13 protein-coding genes are annotated in these 16,284 nt (G+C 47.7%); 4 read left to right on the top strand and 9 right to left on the bottom strand.

Going from position 1 to position 16,284, the window contains the following annotated elements; translation table 11 throughout:
* Positions 1-28 precede the first annotated feature (28 nt).
* Entirely contained in the window at positions 29-580 is a 552-nt protein-coding gene (locus tag H608_RS0113745; RefSeq protein WP_028788186.1) for a winged helix-turn-helix domain-containing protein, read from the bottom strand.
* Between the two features lie 134 nt (positions 581-714).
* Here H608_RS0113745 and H608_RS0113740 point away from each other — a divergent pair, with 134 nt between their 5' ends.
* Complete coding sequence (locus H608_RS0113740; protein WP_028788185.1) at positions 715-1,494, top strand: hypothetical protein; 780 nt, start codon at positions 715-717, stop codon at positions 1,492-1,494.
* A gap of 86 nt (positions 1,495-1,580) precedes the next feature.
* Here H608_RS0113740 and H608_RS22370 read toward each other — a convergent pair whose 3' ends face one another.
* Positions 1,581-2,120, bottom strand: a complete 540-nt coding sequence (locus tag H608_RS22370; RefSeq protein WP_038008442.1) for a cupin domain-containing protein — start codon at positions 2,118-2,120, stop codon at positions 1,581-1,583.
* Between the two features lie 12 nt (positions 2,121-2,132).
* Entirely contained in the window at positions 2,133-5,903 is a 3,771-nt protein-coding gene (locus tag H608_RS0113730) for a T9SS type A sorting domain-containing protein (RefSeq protein ID WP_081658897.1), read from the bottom strand.
* 148 nt (positions 5,904-6,051) lie between these two features.
* Here H608_RS0113730 and H608_RS0113725 point away from each other — a divergent pair, with 148 nt between their 5' ends.
* The gene (locus tag H608_RS0113725) at positions 6,052-7,995 is read left to right on the top strand and encodes an ATP-binding protein (protein ID WP_028788183.1); all 1,944 of its coding nucleotides are present in this window, start codon (positions 6,052-6,054) and stop codon (positions 7,993-7,995) included.
* Positions 7,992-8,621, top strand: coding sequence for a response regulator (locus H608_RS0113720; protein ID WP_028788182.1), 630 nt, complete (start codon positions 7,992-7,994; stop codon positions 8,619-8,621). Before H608_RS0113725 ends, H608_RS0113720 begins: the two co-directional genes overlap by 4 nt.
* Positions 8,622-8,690: 69 nt before the next feature.
* On the opposite strand, the gene H608_RS0113715 is transcribed toward H608_RS0113720, so the two are convergent.
* From H608_RS0113715 to H608_RS0113695, 5 genes are all read right to left on the bottom strand, one after another.
* A complete protein-coding gene (locus tag H608_RS0113715; protein WP_028788181.1) occupies positions 8,691-9,089 on the bottom strand; it encodes a c-type cytochrome in 399 nt (132 codons plus the stop codon).
* A 78-nt stretch (positions 9,090-9,167) separates the two neighbouring features.
* Positions 9,168-10,616, bottom strand: coding sequence for an AAA family ATPase (locus H608_RS0113710; RefSeq protein ID WP_038008437.1), 1,449 nt, complete (start codon positions 10,614-10,616; stop codon positions 9,168-9,170).
* Positions 10,617-10,772: 156 nt separating this feature from the next.
* Positions 10,773-11,204: a hypothetical protein gene (locus H608_RS0113705; RefSeq protein ID WP_028788179.1), complete on the bottom strand. Its 432-nt coding sequence runs from the start codon at positions 11,202-11,204 to the stop codon at positions 10,773-10,775.
* Between the two features lie 56 nt (positions 11,205-11,260).
* Positions 11,261-12,061 (bottom strand): M48 family metallopeptidase, encoded by an 801-nt coding sequence (locus H608_RS0113700; protein WP_028788178.1) that lies wholly within the window; start codon positions 12,059-12,061, stop codon positions 11,261-11,263.
* 9 nt (positions 12,062-12,070) lie between these two features.
* Positions 12,071-12,577 carry a hypothetical protein gene (locus H608_RS0113695; protein WP_028788177.1) on the bottom strand — a complete coding sequence of 169 codons (507 nt, stop codon included), beginning with the start codon at positions 12,575-12,577 and terminating at the stop codon, positions 12,071-12,073.
* Between the two features lie 173 nt (positions 12,578-12,750).
* Here H608_RS0113695 and H608_RS23730 point away from each other — a divergent pair, with 173 nt between their 5' ends.
* Positions 12,751-14,760, top strand: coding sequence for a tetratricopeptide repeat-containing sensor histidine kinase (locus tag H608_RS23730; RefSeq protein WP_081658896.1), 2,010 nt, complete (start codon positions 12,751-12,753; stop codon positions 14,758-14,760).
* A 5-nt stretch (positions 14,761-14,765) separates the two neighbouring features.
* Here H608_RS23730 and H608_RS0113685 read toward each other — a convergent pair whose 3' ends face one another.
* Positions 14,766-16,226, bottom strand: coding sequence for an alpha/beta fold hydrolase (locus tag H608_RS0113685; protein WP_051268321.1), 1,461 nt, complete (start codon positions 16,224-16,226; stop codon positions 14,766-14,768).
* Positions 16,227-16,284 lie beyond the last annotated feature (58 nt).

Below are 16,284 nucleotides of genomic sequence, written 5' to 3'. Positions count from 1 at the left end.
TTGAAAGGGTTGGAAAGAGGAATGTAGGTTAGCGCCTTGTTGTATCAGCAGCTTTTAAAGATTCCAGGTGTTCCCGCAGTTCCTGGTATTGATAGGTTGTGTCCGGAACAGCACCCGGTGGTTCAGGATGCGGGTCTGGCGAAGGGAAGAAAATATTCCGTCCGATAAAAGCGGCGATTAGAATCAATGAGGTTATCGCCAGGAGCAATACTATTCGGTTGCGCTCTTTAGTAACAGGGGTTGCCGGGGGAGTATTTACGGACTGACTAACCTCCGCATCCAGCATATAACCTTTTTTCGGAATGGTGCGGATGCAGATTTTGTTCGTGTCCTCCAGCGCCTTGCGTAAAAACGAGACCGCCTGGTGAAGTGCGTCATCCGCTCCGCCATAGTCATTCCAGATTTCCCGGATGATGGATTCGCGGCTTACGAGTTCACGAGGACGCGAAGCAAGCAGGCACAAAAGTTTCATTAAACGCGGTTCCAGTTTGGTTTCGGTTCCGTTGACGAGGTTGGTCACAACATTCCTGCCGGTGTCGATCAGGAACTGTTCATCGATGAGGAATTTGCCTGTTTCCATTGAGCCAAAACTACTTAAATATGCGAAGTGTTTGCCTCCGGCAGCAAGTCTAAAGGTTCTCCAAAGGAAAAGCAAAGTCTTTCCATAGGCCACTACAGCCGCCTGCGGCGGAATTTCGGAGGAAACAATATAACATGACCAAGCTCTTCGTCGTTTTCTTTTGCTGTTTTCTGCAGGCCAGCCCATCAACTGCCCAGGCGGACCTGCACCGGTATATCCGGCTTCATATACAATACTATCAGGAAGATGGGGAACGCTATTTAGGCGTATCACCGGAGTTGGTCACATCGGGTACAGACCTGCTTTCGGCCGCCATGAAAAAATACCCGCGCCGGTTCCGGTATGTGTTGCTGAACAAAACCAGGTTCCAGGGGATTTATGAAAAATATTACCCGGATACGATAAGGATCAACCGGCTTTTTACGGATACACTCGCACACGATTCATCTTTTATGCGGGTGTTTACACAGCTTTCACAGCCATTTATAAAAAAGGAAAATCGCCCGGTCAGTTTTACCAGAGAACAAATGATGAAGGTGGCGGCCCGTTTTTTTTATTGCCAGTCGGTACGCAACGATACGACCATATCCACTACCATTTGCATCGGCAGGAATGGACTGACCAATCTTGATACAGGAGAAGATCAGGCATTGCTGGAAGCCTTTTGTTTCGAAGCCATCTTTGAAAAATATTATCAATCGCCCGGTGTCAGGAATCAGTTTATCAAAAACTTTCTGACTTATGTGGAAGAGGGGCAGGCGAGATACAGTTATCTCTTGAATGATCGTGAGCTGTATCTCGTCAGTGTGCGCAATTATTGTTTTGAAAAAATGGAGAACGACCGCGAATTGGAAGAGGCGCTGATGAATTATTATGAGGAGAGCAGGGAGGGCTGGGGGATGTTGATAGCATAGAAAAAGGGGATGTAAATACATCCCCCGGTCGCTTAACTAAACGTGCTCAAAAGAAACCAAACCTGCTTTCGCAGGTCCACTGCGCATTAACCACAGTATTTTTCGATCAGCTTCCTGTCTTCACCCACACGGCTTGCTTTCCGTGCGAGGTATCTCAGGTAAGGCTGCATGATTTTTAACGGTCCTGCCAAATTCATTTCACTGATCTCGTTTACGATTGCCAGGTGAGTGAGATTTTTTGGTACGCCTTTCTTATTGGTCAACCCGTCAGCCGCCAGACCGTAAAGGATGTACAAGGCATTCTCGAAGCCGGTATGTCCGGGCTTTACCAGTACTTTAAAGCGCACTGCTTTTTTGGATTCATTGGCGAAACGATGTACCACACCTGCTTTTGCTTCGATTTCGGTGCCGGGGTGCAGTACATATTTTTCGCCGCCGGCATAAATGGTCAACTCCCCCTGGAGTACCCGGAATATTTCCGAGTACGTTTTGTGTGTATGAGGAGGAGTGCCGCCGCCGGGCTGCAGATCCACATCGATCTCCGTGTACAGGTAACCTGTTTCTTCTGCTTTGTGCAGAAACGTGATCGTGTCTTTCTGGACGGGATTTATCAGTTTCCGGGTCATTTTTTTCGTTTGTTACTTTTTGATAAAGGTTGATTGAACAGGCCTGCCGTTGTCTGTAAAGCGCAGCACGTACGAACCATTTTTCAGACCACCGAGCGGGATGATGGTGGTAAGTCCGTTGAGCGAACCTGTCTTCACCACTCTTCCCTGCATGTCGATCATTTGCCATGCGGCTGCTGTGGCTGTGCTTCGTGTTACGATCAGTTGCTCTCCCGCAGGATTCGGGTAAAGAGAGAGCTGATCGCGGCCCTGCCATACCAGTGTAACCACAGAGGAGAAACGTTCGCTGCTGTCCTTATCCACCATGCGCAGACGGAAATGATAAGTACCTGATTCGGGAAGTTGATAATCGTATTGATAGTGCTGTTGGTCGTTGCGGTTGCGGGCTGCCACTTCTCCCAGTTTGGTAAACCTTACACCATCACGGCTTACGGTAATATCAAACCGGTCGAGGTTGCTTTCCCAGGCAGTTGACCAGTTCAGTCTGGCAATACCGTTCTCGCCCCGCACACCAAAACCATTCAATACAAGTGGTAATGTGATCGGCATGGTAACACTGCTGCGCGCAGGATTCGAAGGTTGATAACGGATAACATTGTTTCCAAAATCATTGTATTCGAATATTGCAAAGTGATAGGTGCTGTTGCCCTGCAGACCTTTGACGGTAACGGCAGATGCATTGCCTTTATACACCACATATACATCCGTGCCCAACAGCTCGCCGCTGCCAAACACCACGTTGAACATATAATCGTGATCATTAACAGGCGTTTGGTTGACGGTTGCTGTTCTGCGTGCCAGTACTATGCGGTATTGGCCGGAACCGTTGTTCCACTGCAGGCGGACAGAGTCGGCCGCATAAGGAGTACAAATGAGGTTAGTGGTTGCCGTTGCGGGTGCACCGATGGTTACAAAAGATCCGCGTAATGGATTTGTAATATATACCGGGGCATTGTTACCATTGTATTCAACTACTGACACATGATAGTTCTGTCCGCCGGTGAGTCCCGTAACGGTTACGGAACTTCCCGTACCGGCATAGATCACGTAATTTCCGGCGGCAGGTTGTGCACCGCTGCCGAATACGGTATTGGCGGTATAGCCAGTGAGATTTACCGGAGTAGCATTCACCGCATCAGTTGCGCGGATCAGTACCAGGCGACCTTCACCGTTTCCATTCGTCCATGAAATAGTTGCCTGGGTAGCCGTAACGTTCGACACAGCAAAAGTGGAGGCTCCGATTGTTGGTGCAGTGACGGTAGAACGGTTGCCTGTTGCCGTTGCTGTGGTCAGGTATTTCGTAGTGGCGCCTGTTCCATTGAACTCGAACACTTCCAAATAATACGTAGTACCAGGCTGAAGGTTGGTCAGGTCGAAATTGTTGCTGTTTCCATTATAAACTACATACTGTCCGCTGCCCAGATCAGTACCTGCACCGAATGAAGCGTTTGCCGTATAAGAAGCGGCATCTGCCGGATCAAACGTAACGGCGTTGTTTGCTCTTGCTACCACAATGCGATTGGCGCCATTGCCATTCGTCCATTTTACATTGAACCTGTTTCCTTCAATATTGACGAATTGCAGGTTGCTTGCAGGTGTGGTAGGTGCAGATACACTGGTAAGCGTGGTGAAACTGGCGCGTGCCGGATTGTTTCGTTGGAATGCAGGACCGTATGTATTGGGTGCTGTATAACCAAAGGCAGCAAAATGGTAAGTGACACCGGGTTGGAGATTGGTAACCGTAACATTGCCGGCACTGCGGTCAATGGTATAGTTGCCGTTGCCCAGCGTTTGTCCGCTGCCAAAAGAAACGGATACGCCATACAACACACCATCTACAGGTTCCTGGTCTACAGCCGAGTTGGCTTTACCTACCATCAGGCTGCCCGAGCCGTTACCCGGATTCCAACTCAAGGTAATTGAGGTCTGGGTAATATTAGTCGCAACTATATTACTCGATTGAACGGTTGGCGGGGACAGCGTACTGATGGTTCCGGATGCAAAAGCATCTGTGTAGTAGGTAGGTTTTCCATTGATGATATTGAATTCAAACACCCTAAAACTGTAAGAGGTGCCGGCAGTGAGTCCGTTGACATCGCAGGCGTTGTTACTACCGGCGAATAATACAAATTCGTCGGGAGCAATCTGCGTGCCGTTGCCCAAAACGGGATCTGCCGTATAAGTGATGTCGTCGACCGGCAAGCTTGTAACAGGACCACCTTTCTTACCGATTACGATACAATAGTTGCCGTTGCCGCGTGTCCAGCCAACCCGCAACGAAGCGCCATACGATACTCCGCCCAATGCTGAAGGTGCAACGGTCGGTTTGGATAATGTTGCGGCGGAAAACCGCGTTGGTGTTTTTATATAGACCGGAGTATTGCTGCCATTGTATTCATAGAAGGCAAAATGATAAGTAGTACCGGGTTCGAGGTTATTGATATTGTCTCCGCTGTTTACGAAGTTTCCATTGCCGATTTCGCTTCCGCTGCCATAATTCTGCGAAGCCGTATACTTTGTAAGGTCTTCGGGTGTGGCGTCAACAGGACTTCCTTTTTTGATTAGCACCAATCTTCCGGAACCATTACCGTAGGTATAGTTCATCCGCATGTAATCGGCACGCAGGTTGGTGATGTAAGGGTTGGATACATTCACGGTGGGTTCTTTGGCCGTTGAGAAAACACCTCTTGGTGCATCAACGGTTCTATACTTGATTACGCCGTTCACCACGATGTAGTCAAACAACTGGAAGTAATAATCTTTTCTTGGCTGAAGCCCTCTGACTTCGGCTACGAAATGATCGGAATCATATACCACATATTCACCACTCGCCAGTGTCGCACCTTGTCCAAACTGGATGTTTTCCGCATAATCTGTGCCGTCAACCGGCACGCCGGTGATGGGGCCGTTTTCACTGGCCACCAGCATACGTTTCGTGCCATTACCATTGTTCCATCGGGCCTGCAGGCTCAGGCCATCCGTCGTATACTGTGTAAAGCTGTTGGCTGATTGGGTGGGCCGGTCGGCTGTAGTGAAGCTGGTGGTGGAACCCGGTGTAAGGTAAACAGGCCCGTCGGCGCCATTATAACTGAAGACGGCTACATAATAAGTCGTAGCGTTTTTCAGATTGTTTACCTGATTGCTGCTGGCGGCTCCGTTGTATACTACATAGTTACCCGCACCCACTTGTGTGCCAATTCCGAAATTGGAATTCGCTGAATATTTAGTAAGATCGGATGGCGTAGCGGTTACCGGAGAATTTTCGCGCACGACAACCAGCGTCTGTGACCCGGAACCTTTTGTCCAGTTTATATAGGCACTCGCAGGTGCTATGGTAGTGGCGGGAAGGGCCGATGCCTGGGTTTGTGGCGTAATGGCCGTTGAAAAAGTAGCCGTTGCGGGCGTGGAAAGATATTCTGTTGAAAACCCGCTGCCATTGTATTCAAAAATAGCAATTCGGTAGTTTGTGGCAGGCTGCAATCCGTACACTATCAAAACACCGCTGTTCAGGTCACCGACAATATATTCACCCGGAGCAAGCGTATTGCCCTGACCGAATACAGGATTGTCGGTATAATCCACCCCGTTGACCGGCAAGCCGGTAATAGTGGTGTTGGTGGTCATCACCACGATGCGGCGGGCGCCATTGCCATTAGTCCATCTTAAGGTGAAACGGTCACCATCTACATTGCTGGATGCCAGCGCACTTGAAGGGGTTGTCGGAGGTGCTGCATGCACCACCATTTGACAAAGCAGGAGTAAAAGAAGTAATAATTGCTTCATAGACTTGTTGTTGAGCGGGCAAAACTACCGGAGCAGGCAGGCGGGGTCAATCCTTATATTTCAGGAAATGGATGAACGGCATCCGGCTCCCTAAAAATCAGGATATATTGCGTCCGCATTTTACCGCAACTTTGCCCTCCACCTACACATGAAGAAATACATACTTGTTCTACTGTTGGCCATTACGGTGTCCGCATTGTATGGCGAGTCGGACCCGGGCCGTGGCAATTTGCCAGACGATCAGCGCATTGCCGACTCCATACGCATAGATTCCTTTATCCGGGCAACCTCATCCAATCCGGATTTGACCGAGGCTGTTCGTATACAACTTTTCAAAGAAGCTGGTGTACAAAGCAATCAGAAAGGATTCCGGCGCCTCGAAGCAATGACCCTCATGGAAATCGGAAGCTTCTATTTTAATGCCGATAACTACGATAGCGCCAGGGTGTTTTTTACAAAAGGGTTCGAATTTGCCAAACAACATAAGCTCGACCGCGCCGCCTGTAATTTTACCAATAACATAGGCTCCTGTTACCTGTTGCAGAACAAACCCGCACGTGCCTTGCAGTTTTATCTTCAGGCGATTGACTACGCCAGGCAGGACACGGCTCTCAGCGCCAGTGCATTGCTCAATGTTGCCACCATCTTTTGCGACCTGCATCAATATTCAAAAGCTATTTCATATAGTGAAATAGCACTGCGCGGCGGCGATAAAGTTGCGCCGGTTGTGCGGGCCAGTGCACATCTGCGAATTTTAAAATCCCTTTATAAATCAGACAGAGCGGCGGAAGCTCCAGCACAGATTGCCGCAATCGAAGAACTGCTGCAGGCCGGAGATAATCCTGTCATCCGCGCGCAATTTCAGGTGCTGCAAGGTCATCACCTGCTGGAAACCGGGTTTTCGCAAAAAGCCGATCTGCTTGCCGACGCTGCTTTAGGATTGCTTACAGATGAAAATGAAGACTATCTGTCAGCCGAGATATATAATCTCAAGGCCATGACACAACTGGCGCTGCATAACACAAAAAATGCTACCCTTTACCTGGCAAAAGCCCTGGCCATTGCAAAGAAAAAAGGCGAGTGGATGTTGCTGCGGGATACTTATTTCAATATGGCCAAAGCAGCCGAGGCTGGTAAACAATTCGAAGAAGCCAACCGCTACCTCCATCTTTATGAAGAGTTGAAAGATAAGACAAGGGGAGAGGAAGTAGCCGTATTGCTGAATACACTGGAGTCGGAATATGAAACGGAAAAACGCAGCCGGCAGATCAACCAATTACAACTCGAGCATTCGTTGCAGGAAGGACAGATACGGCAGAAAAATCTCATCAACTATGCATTGATCGGTGCGTTGATCATCACAGCCGGATTGTCGTTATTGCTTTACCGGATCTACCGGCAAAAACAGCAACTGCAGCAACGGATGATCAGTGAACTGGAAAAAGACCGCGAGCTGGATATTACCCGTTCCATATTGCTGGGCCAGGAAGAAGAACGTAAGCGTCTGGCCAAAGACCTGCACGATGGATTGGGCGGAATGTTGTCTTCGGTGAAATTTGCCTTTCAGCGCTCGAAGGCCACAGATGGCGCTTCGATCAATGAAACGCGCTACACGCACGCATCTGACCTGCTGGATCAATCGATCACCGAACTGCGCCGTATCGCGCACAACATGATCCCCGAATCATTGGCCAAATATGGCATCGCTGCCGCTATCCGTGACTACTGCACGAGCATTAATAAATCAGGCGAATTGAAAGTGGTGTTTCAATCGATGAATGCGGATGATGTAAAGCCGGATCTTACCGTCAGCAATACCATCTTCCGCATCGTGCAGGAACTGCTGAACAATGTGCTGCGTCATGCGCAGGCGCAACAGGCAATCGTACAATTATCGCGCGAGAGCAATACACTTTCGATAACTGTGGAAGATGATGGGCGCGGGTTCGATCTTTCCGTGTCGGCGAAGGAAGATGGCATGGGCTGGTGCAATATCCGCAACAGGGTTAAATTTTTAAAAGGACAAATGGACATACAATCATCTCCGGGAAATGGTACCTATGTTCATGTTGCCATAAATCTGAAATCATGATCAGCGTATTGATAGTAGATGATCATACTTTGGTGATCGAAGGCATCAAGACATTGCTGCAGGATGCACCGGGCATCAGCTATGTGGGGCATGCAACATCTGCCGGCAGCTGCCGCGGTCTGTTGGCCCAGCTCCGCCCCGATGTGGTATTACTCGATATCAATCTTCCTGACGAAAGCGGCATCGACCTCTGCGCGGAAATAACACATGAGTATCCCACGATCTCCGTATTGGCCCTGACCACCTACAACCAGGAAACGACCATCCGGAAAATGATGGACAGCGGCGCCCTTGGTTATATTTTAAAAAATGTAACCTGCGACGAATTGAGTACCGCTATCCATACGGTTTACGAAGGAAAAACATTCCTGAGTTTCGATGTGGCCAAAACCTTGCAGAACTCTTCTTCCAATGACCCGCTGGTACCGGTACTTACACGCAGGGAGAAAGAGGTGTTGATGCTGATTGCAGAAGGATTCAACACCAAGGAAATTGCCGCGCGGCTGTTTGTTGGATCTACAACGGTTGATACCTACCGGAAAAATTTATTGGTGAAGTTGAATGCCCGCAATACAGCGATGCTCATCCGCATGGCAGTCGTACATAAACTGATCGAGTTGAATTGAAATAAGGCGTAAGGCATAAGGCCCGACACTTCGGGCTAAGGCGTAGGGTGTAAGGCGTAGGGTGTAAGGCTATTTCAGTGATTTGAGGTAGTCGATCAGGGCGGATTTTTCAGCGTCCGACATTTGCCAGTGTACACCGGTCTGCGCTTTGGAGCCATCACTTTTGAGATCTTCATCAAGAAACCGGAAGAATAATTCCTCTGTATATGGAACCGCAATTTTAGCGGAATCGCTGAGGTAGCGCCATTGGATATTACAATCGCTGACTCTTTTCCCCGAAGGGCCATGGCATCCCTGGCAGCTTTTAAAAAGTGTGATGCGCGACTTTTCCCGGTCGAATAAATTTTTTCCTGCCAGATTCTTCCCCGATTTGTAAATGCTTTCACCGTCTGAACTGTACACCGATTTCGCACAACCGGTGACAAGAATGACTATCAGGAAAAAGAAACTAAAATGTTTGCTGCTCATATTTTTTCAATTGTAGGCAACAAAACTAGCAGCAGCCGGAGCGGCTGAATTGAACGAATCCGACAAAATGGGATTTGGCTAAAGTGGTGTAAAGAGGCTTTCCATCTTCACTTCAGCATGAACGCGACCGGTGCAGTGTTCGTTATGTTTAACGCCGTAAGACGTGACAAATGTCAGAAAGAGCGTTTTCCTGGTTTGGGTCTGTTCGCGGAAAGCATTGACCTTGTTATCCAATTCGGCCGCGTACTTTTTATCGATAACAAATTCATCCCGGGCAAACTTCATTTCGCAGATGTTGATGCACCTGTCCTGGCGATCGAGCAGGAGATCAATCTGCGCCCCCTGCCGAGCCTGATTTTTGGCGGATTGATAACGCCAGGAGGATTCTTCTGTCAGTACGCCTGCAATATCCAATGCTTTTTTAATCTGCGGCGTATGTTTCAGACAAACCGCTTCAAAGGCGAACCCGCACCAGCTTATATATGAGGGCGTTTGTGACTGCCTGATCCACGTCCCCTTGCCCGTAGCTTTTGAACCTTCAATGAATTGTTGGTAGAAAAGTGAATACTCATCTGTCAGGCGGTAAATACTTTCATTGACAGACTTACCAAAAGGCGTATAAGGTGTAATAAATCCGGATTCTTCGAGTTCTTTCAGAATTTTACTGGTACCGCCGCCGGTAGTGAGTTTGCAGGCAACAATAATCTCCTCTCGCGTCAGCCCCTTTCCTTTTTTCGCCAGTGCGCGTACTATTTTTTCGTGTTGATGCGGGTGCGCAAATAATGATTGGAACAGATTGTCAAATTCGTTTTTCAATAAACCATTTTGCGTGAAAAATAACCGGTCGATTACCTGGGCCGAGCTTTCTCCTGGTAAAATATGCTGAAGATAGAAAGGGACACCTCCCATGGCCATGTATAGCTGCATGATCTGGTACTGATCAAGAGAAATTCCTTTGTTGAGCAGGAAGGCGGCCGTTTCATCTAACGTGAAAGGCGACAAGCGAATTGTTTGTGTGACCCTGTTGTGTAAGCCACCACGGTCGTTGAGCACCTTTTCAATCATCCATGATGCGGCTGACCCGCAAATGACAACTTTTAAATTGTTGCGCTTTGTTCCCGAGCTATTCCACCAGTGATCAAATGCACGGAGGAAGTTTGAACGGGGTGTATTTAACCAGGGAAATTCATCAAAGAAGAGTACTACCGGCTTTTCTGACGACAGATTATTTAACAGGTAGGTATCCAGATTATGAAAAGCCTGCAGCCAACTGCTTACCAGAGCGATCGGTACAGGGCTTTTGAGTGCAGAGCCAAGAGCCAGGCTGAAGTTTGCCAGTTGCTCATTTAAAGATGCACCATGTATACCTGTTAACTCAAAAGCGATGTGTTTTTTCAGATGAGTCCGGATCAGATAAGTCTTCCCCACACGACGACGTCCATAAACCGCAATAAGTTCCGGTTCATTCGAGACCAGTTTTTTGTCCAGGATGCTGGTTTCTTCACGGCGACCAATCAGTGATTTCATAATGTATTAATTATGAATTGCTTATATTAAAGCAGCCAAATTCTGGCGAATTATATTTTTTATATCTCTCCAAAATTAATCTTTTTTAGTCTATTCTGGCGAGTTATAATTTTTATATCTCGCCAAAATTATTCCTTTTTAGGCCATTCTGGCGAGTTATAGATTTGATACTCCGCCGGTATTTGGGCTCATGATAGCTTTGGCTGTTGTCCATTCCATCCCAATCAACAACGTCATTACCACGATTTCTACGGAAAAATAGGCGAGTCCGATAATACGCAGCCGCTCATAAAACACGAGCACCAATAACAATGTCGTCAAACAATAAAGCGCATTGACGATGGCGACAATTTTTAATGGCAGGGATGGATTTGCCGGGTTAGTACAATAACAGACAAATGAGAAAAAAGCAAACGTGACCGCCGCTGCCAGCAAATAATAAAGCATGCCGACGGGCATGCCAATATATTCCTCAAACCGGATCAATAATATATTCATGGCAGCAGTCAGCAGAGCGCCTGCTCCATCTATCAGGAACAATTTGCGTGGCTGGACACGAAACCCGTTAACCAGTTTTTGAAAAGGCATACACAATGTTAAACCTATTCGTCCACTTTACGTGCGGCCCAATACCGTACGCCTTCCTACCGGTAGTACTTCTCTTTTATCTCGGGGATCAACGCGGTCAACTTGCGTATCCGCGTTTCATCACTCGGGTGAGTGGATAGAAATTCGGGTGTCTTTATTTTATTCAAAGCCGACATCCGTTGCCAGAAAGGGATGGCTGCATCGGGGTTGTATCCCGCCATCGAGGCAAAGATCAATCCCAGTTTATCGGCTTCGCTTTCCTGCATGCGGCTGTTGGGTAACGACAAGGCAAAGTTGCTGCCCACCATGTAGAGCGCAAGGAACAACAGTTGCGTTTCCTGTTTTTTGTTTTTCAAAGCTTCCTGCAATACCAGGCCGCCAAAGTTCACCAATAACCCTTCACTCATTCTTTCATTACCATGCCGGGCAATAGCATGTGCAATCTCATGGCCCATTACAACGGCAAGGCCTTCTTCTGACTGCGTGACAGGCAGCAATCCTGTATACACCACCACTTTTCCCCCGGGCATACACCAGGCGTTTACCACATTTTCATCGATGGTATTGAAGGCCCATTTGAAATTTTTGAGGTCTTTCGCGATCTTATTCTCATTCATATAAGTTTCCACAGCCTGTTGTATGCGCATACCCACGCGCGTCACCATTTGCGCACGGTCATCGTATTGCGACAGCGTGCGGCTGTAATTCACTACGGAGTCGTATTGGCTGAAGGATAGTTCCCTGATCATAAAATCCGGTACGAGGTTAAGCTGCTTGCGACCGGTAACCGGTACCGTTTTACAACCCGCCAGCAGAAAGACTATCAGCAGAATGCTGAGTGATGTTATTGTCCGCATGTTTGTGGTTTATTTCATGATCAGTTCAAAATCACCGGTGGTTGTACCCGGGCTGTAAGCCGGTGGCGCATTCCTGGTCACCTGCCTTTCTTCCCTGAAAGTGCCCTTGATTTTTTTCGTCAGATGATCATACGTGCCATCCAATACATGTTTGTACGGAAAGTAATCAAAGCGTATGACGATCCTGTTGCCGGTGATCTCGTAGCTGGCTGGTTGCGGTGTTACATATTCCCATCCTTGTTTGGTCCAGGTGACCTGCCGGCTCTGGAGGAAAAAAGACAGCGTGGTAATCGAATCCACAACAGTGCTGTTGTTATTTCTCCAGCTTCGTGCACCACGCCAGGAAGCATCATCGAGCAGCTGTTCCCAATTTTTGATTTGAAGATTCGGTTTCAGTTGAGGCTGTGCTGCTTCGTGCCGCGGAATGGCGGCCGGGATCGGCTTAACCGGATGTTGCGCCCGTAACTGGCATACAACGCAAAGCAGCATTGGTAACAGGAACAGTTTTCTTTTCATAGAAAAACAGGTTTAGGGTTGACTGATTTTCGTGTAAAAATGCGGTTATGCCCCACTTCCGGCAATCCCCCATTAAGATGATATATGACTGAAGCAAATCCCCCGTTCGGGGGATCATTTACTTAATAACCTGTTCTTTATTTGTGCATTGGTTCCACCGAAAACCATTTGTGATGAAGTTGCCAGTATCAGCTATTTGTGTCATTCTGTTATTGATCTCCTGCAAAGGAGACCGCAATAAGCCGTACCGTATACCCGATCTTCCGCAGAAGACGGGTGACCAGCCCGCTGTCGTTGACAGCCTGATCAGGCAACTCCGGCAAAATGATCTCCATGATACCTCGCGCGCAAAAAGTATGATGACGCTGGCGATTAATTATGAAACGGTGGATTCAACCCTGGCCGATCAGACCTACCAGCAGGGAATACAATTTGCAAAAAGTAAAAGCCTGGATTATCTGACCGGCATGCTTTATCATAACAAGGGATATTTTTATTGGGCAAACGGTAATCTCGACGCGGCAGTGATCTTCATGGACAGTGCGGAATACTATATGATAAAAAGCGACTATCCGAAACGCGAACAAAGTATCGCCAGCAATTGGGGCACAATGGCCAATCTTTGGCGGGAAAAGGGCGATTATAAAAAGGCGATTAACTATGGCTATAAGTCCATCCGGATGTATGAAAAGATAGGCGCCGTGAATAAATTGCCATTCGCCTATGTGGATATGGCCAATTATCACAAGGAAATGAACGAGTTTGAAAAAGAGGAGAGCTGCGCGCGAAAGGCGCTTGATGCGTCGCGCTTAACAGGTGTGCCTGCAGACTATTTTGCTTCATACTATCGTATCGGTCTTGCGCTCAATATGCAGAACCGGTACAAAGAAGCCGACATCTATCTCGATTCCGCCGCATTGTATTACGACGAAAATTTCAAGCCTCAATTATTGATCAGTTATCACCTTGTCCGCGGGTTGCTGGACATGAACCTGAATCAACTCGACAGTGCCGAAGTGCATTCTGCCTGGGTAGTAAATGCTTCTAAATACAATCCACAAACCTTTGGAAAAATTCAGGGCTTATTACAAACGGCAAGAGTACTGACATTAAAAAAATCATATCCCGAAGCGGAAAATTTGCTCAACGAAGCAGAGCGCGAGATAGAGAAAGGGGCAGCCCATTCACACCTGGAAGTATTGCTCGACTACCAGAGCCGGCTTTATGAGGATTGGGGCAAAAGCGACAAAGCATTGGCCTATTATAAAGAATACAAAGCCGTGACCGACTCCATGGCAAGCGAACAGAATAAACACTATGCGAGTCAACTGGAAGTGGAATTCGAAACGGAAAAGAAAGAATCCCAGATAAAATTGCAGCAGGCCAGCATTCACCAGAAAAATATACTCAACTATGTATTTGCCGGCAGCACCATCCTTGTACTGCTGCTGACATTTTTAATCTACCGGACCTACCAGCAAAGGAGAAAACTGCAACAGCAGCGGATCCAGGAACTGGAAACAGAGAAACAATTACTTGCCACACAATCACTGCTGAAAGGCCAGGAAGACGAACGTAGCCGTCTTGCCAAGGATCTCCACGATGGATTGGGCGGACTGCTCAGCGGTGTCAAACTTCAATTAGGAGCTATGAAAGGAAATCTTATTCTTACCGAAGAACACGGCCGCATTTTCAACAATGCACTCATCAAACTCGACGAATCCATTTCCGAAATGCGGAGGGTGGCCCACAATATGATGCCCGAGGCATTGATGAAACTGGGTCTGCAACACGCATTGCAGGATTATTGCGAAAGCCTGAGCCAGTCGCAACCCTTCACGATCGAAACGGCTTTTTATGGGTTGGAAAACAGGCTCGAACCATCCATTGAAATAGTGGTGTACCGTATCGTACAGGAACTGGTGAACAACGCCGTTAAACATTCCGGTGCCACCACCATTCTCGCGCAGGTGATGAGCCAGGACAACCTTATCACCATTACCGTAGAAGACAACGGGAAGGGCTTTGAACAATCAAAATTGGAAGAGCTAAGAACTGCCGGTATGCAGAACATCCAGTCGCGGGTCAATTACCTCCGCGGCACTATAGATATACAATCCTCGCCCGGTAAAGGAACTTCCGTTCATATCGAATGCCCTGTTGACGGTGCGCAACAAGCCTGACGGCTTTAATAAGCTACAACCCGCGGATCCTGCGACTCTAATCTTTGATAGGGATTGTTGATAAAGGCTTCCACCAACGTGGCAAAGGTTTTACCTCCCACACCATGTGAGCGGTCGAGGAAGAGGAAAGTCTGCGCGTTAGGCAAATAATGTTTGAGTTGTTGCATATACAAGGGGCTACAGGCCGGATCCATGATCCCGTCACCAATAAATACAGGAACGGACGAATAAAAAGGTTTCTTCGTTGCGGGGTTTAATGGCGGCACATCCCAGCAATCACATACTTCTTTCCATACATCATTGATGCGGAACCCTTCGAGATAAGGATACAATCTATATAACTGCTGAATGATCACCTGGTCATGATAAGCAGCCTGATCGGCGCAATAAACCGACATACGCATCCCGTCCGGTGAAGGGAATTTAGTCAGGATACGATCGATCTTCGGATAAATAAAAGGAAGATGATTGCCACGGATCATTTCCGTAATCATATAGGGCACATCTTTCAGTTGATTGAAATCCAGCATAGCACCCACAATAATTTCCAGCAGCTCATTCTTATTGTATTGAACCGTAATTGTTTTTTTTAGCAACGTGTCCTTGTAATCGATACCGAATGTTTTATTACGGATGGATAAAAAGTATTGATGAAATTGTTGTTCCAGGTTTTTATAGCGTTCGCCAGCTGAATCTTTATTGACACGTTCACTGAGCTCGTGCAATGCTTCCATGAAATGGCGTGGCTCATCTTCATCAATCGGTGAGAACATCGGCAGCGGCGAATCCAGGATAGCGGACCGGACTTTCGAAGGATTTTTTTGCGCCACGGCCATCATCAGGCCGCCGCTATAAGAACCGCCGATCAGGTTAACGGAGTCTATCTTCATCACTTTCAGCAGGTCGGTAATATCCGCTACGGTCTCATCTGAATTATAACCGTTCAGATCGATGCCTTTACGGAGTAAACGTTGTTTGTAAAGTTTGATGCCATGTATCCACATGCTGTCTTTCGGAAGATTGCGCCGGTAGGCCTCGCGCATCACAGAATCGAGCACCAGGTCGCGGAGATAGGGAATGGCGAATTTTGTTCCGCGTTGCTCGAAGGCAATACAATCACGGTCGTTGATGATATTGCTTCTGGAAATGCCATTCACCCAACCCAATGAGCTGTTGCCGGGCCCACCGCTGGTAAACAAAAGCGGATCATTATGCCGGCCGGGATTTTTACTTTTTAAAATAATGAAAGGTAAACGGATCATCCGTGACTGGCGGTCCTTGCGGTTTTCCGGCACTTTCAGGTAACCGCAGATCATCTTGATGGAACTGTCTACACGGTGGCTGAAGCTGAGATCGGATCTGAACTTTTCGGGAAATGTGCGTGCAAAGGAACTGTCGACTTTGAAGTCGCAACCGCAGGTTTCAATCGCTGGCGTATAAATTTTCTGTGCAGTAAGCTGAAACATTGTCAATGACAAGCAACATAGCAGTAGGTATCGCATAACACGAACAATGATACGATTA

This window comes from Terrimonas ferruginea DSM 30193 (assembly GCF_000425585.1).
In the GTDB taxonomy this organism is placed as follows: domain Bacteria; phylum Bacteroidota; class Bacteroidia; order Chitinophagales; family Chitinophagaceae; genus Terrimonas; species Terrimonas ferruginea.
Note: the sequence above shows the minus strand (reverse complement) of the source record. Positions and strands in the feature narration are given on the sequence as shown.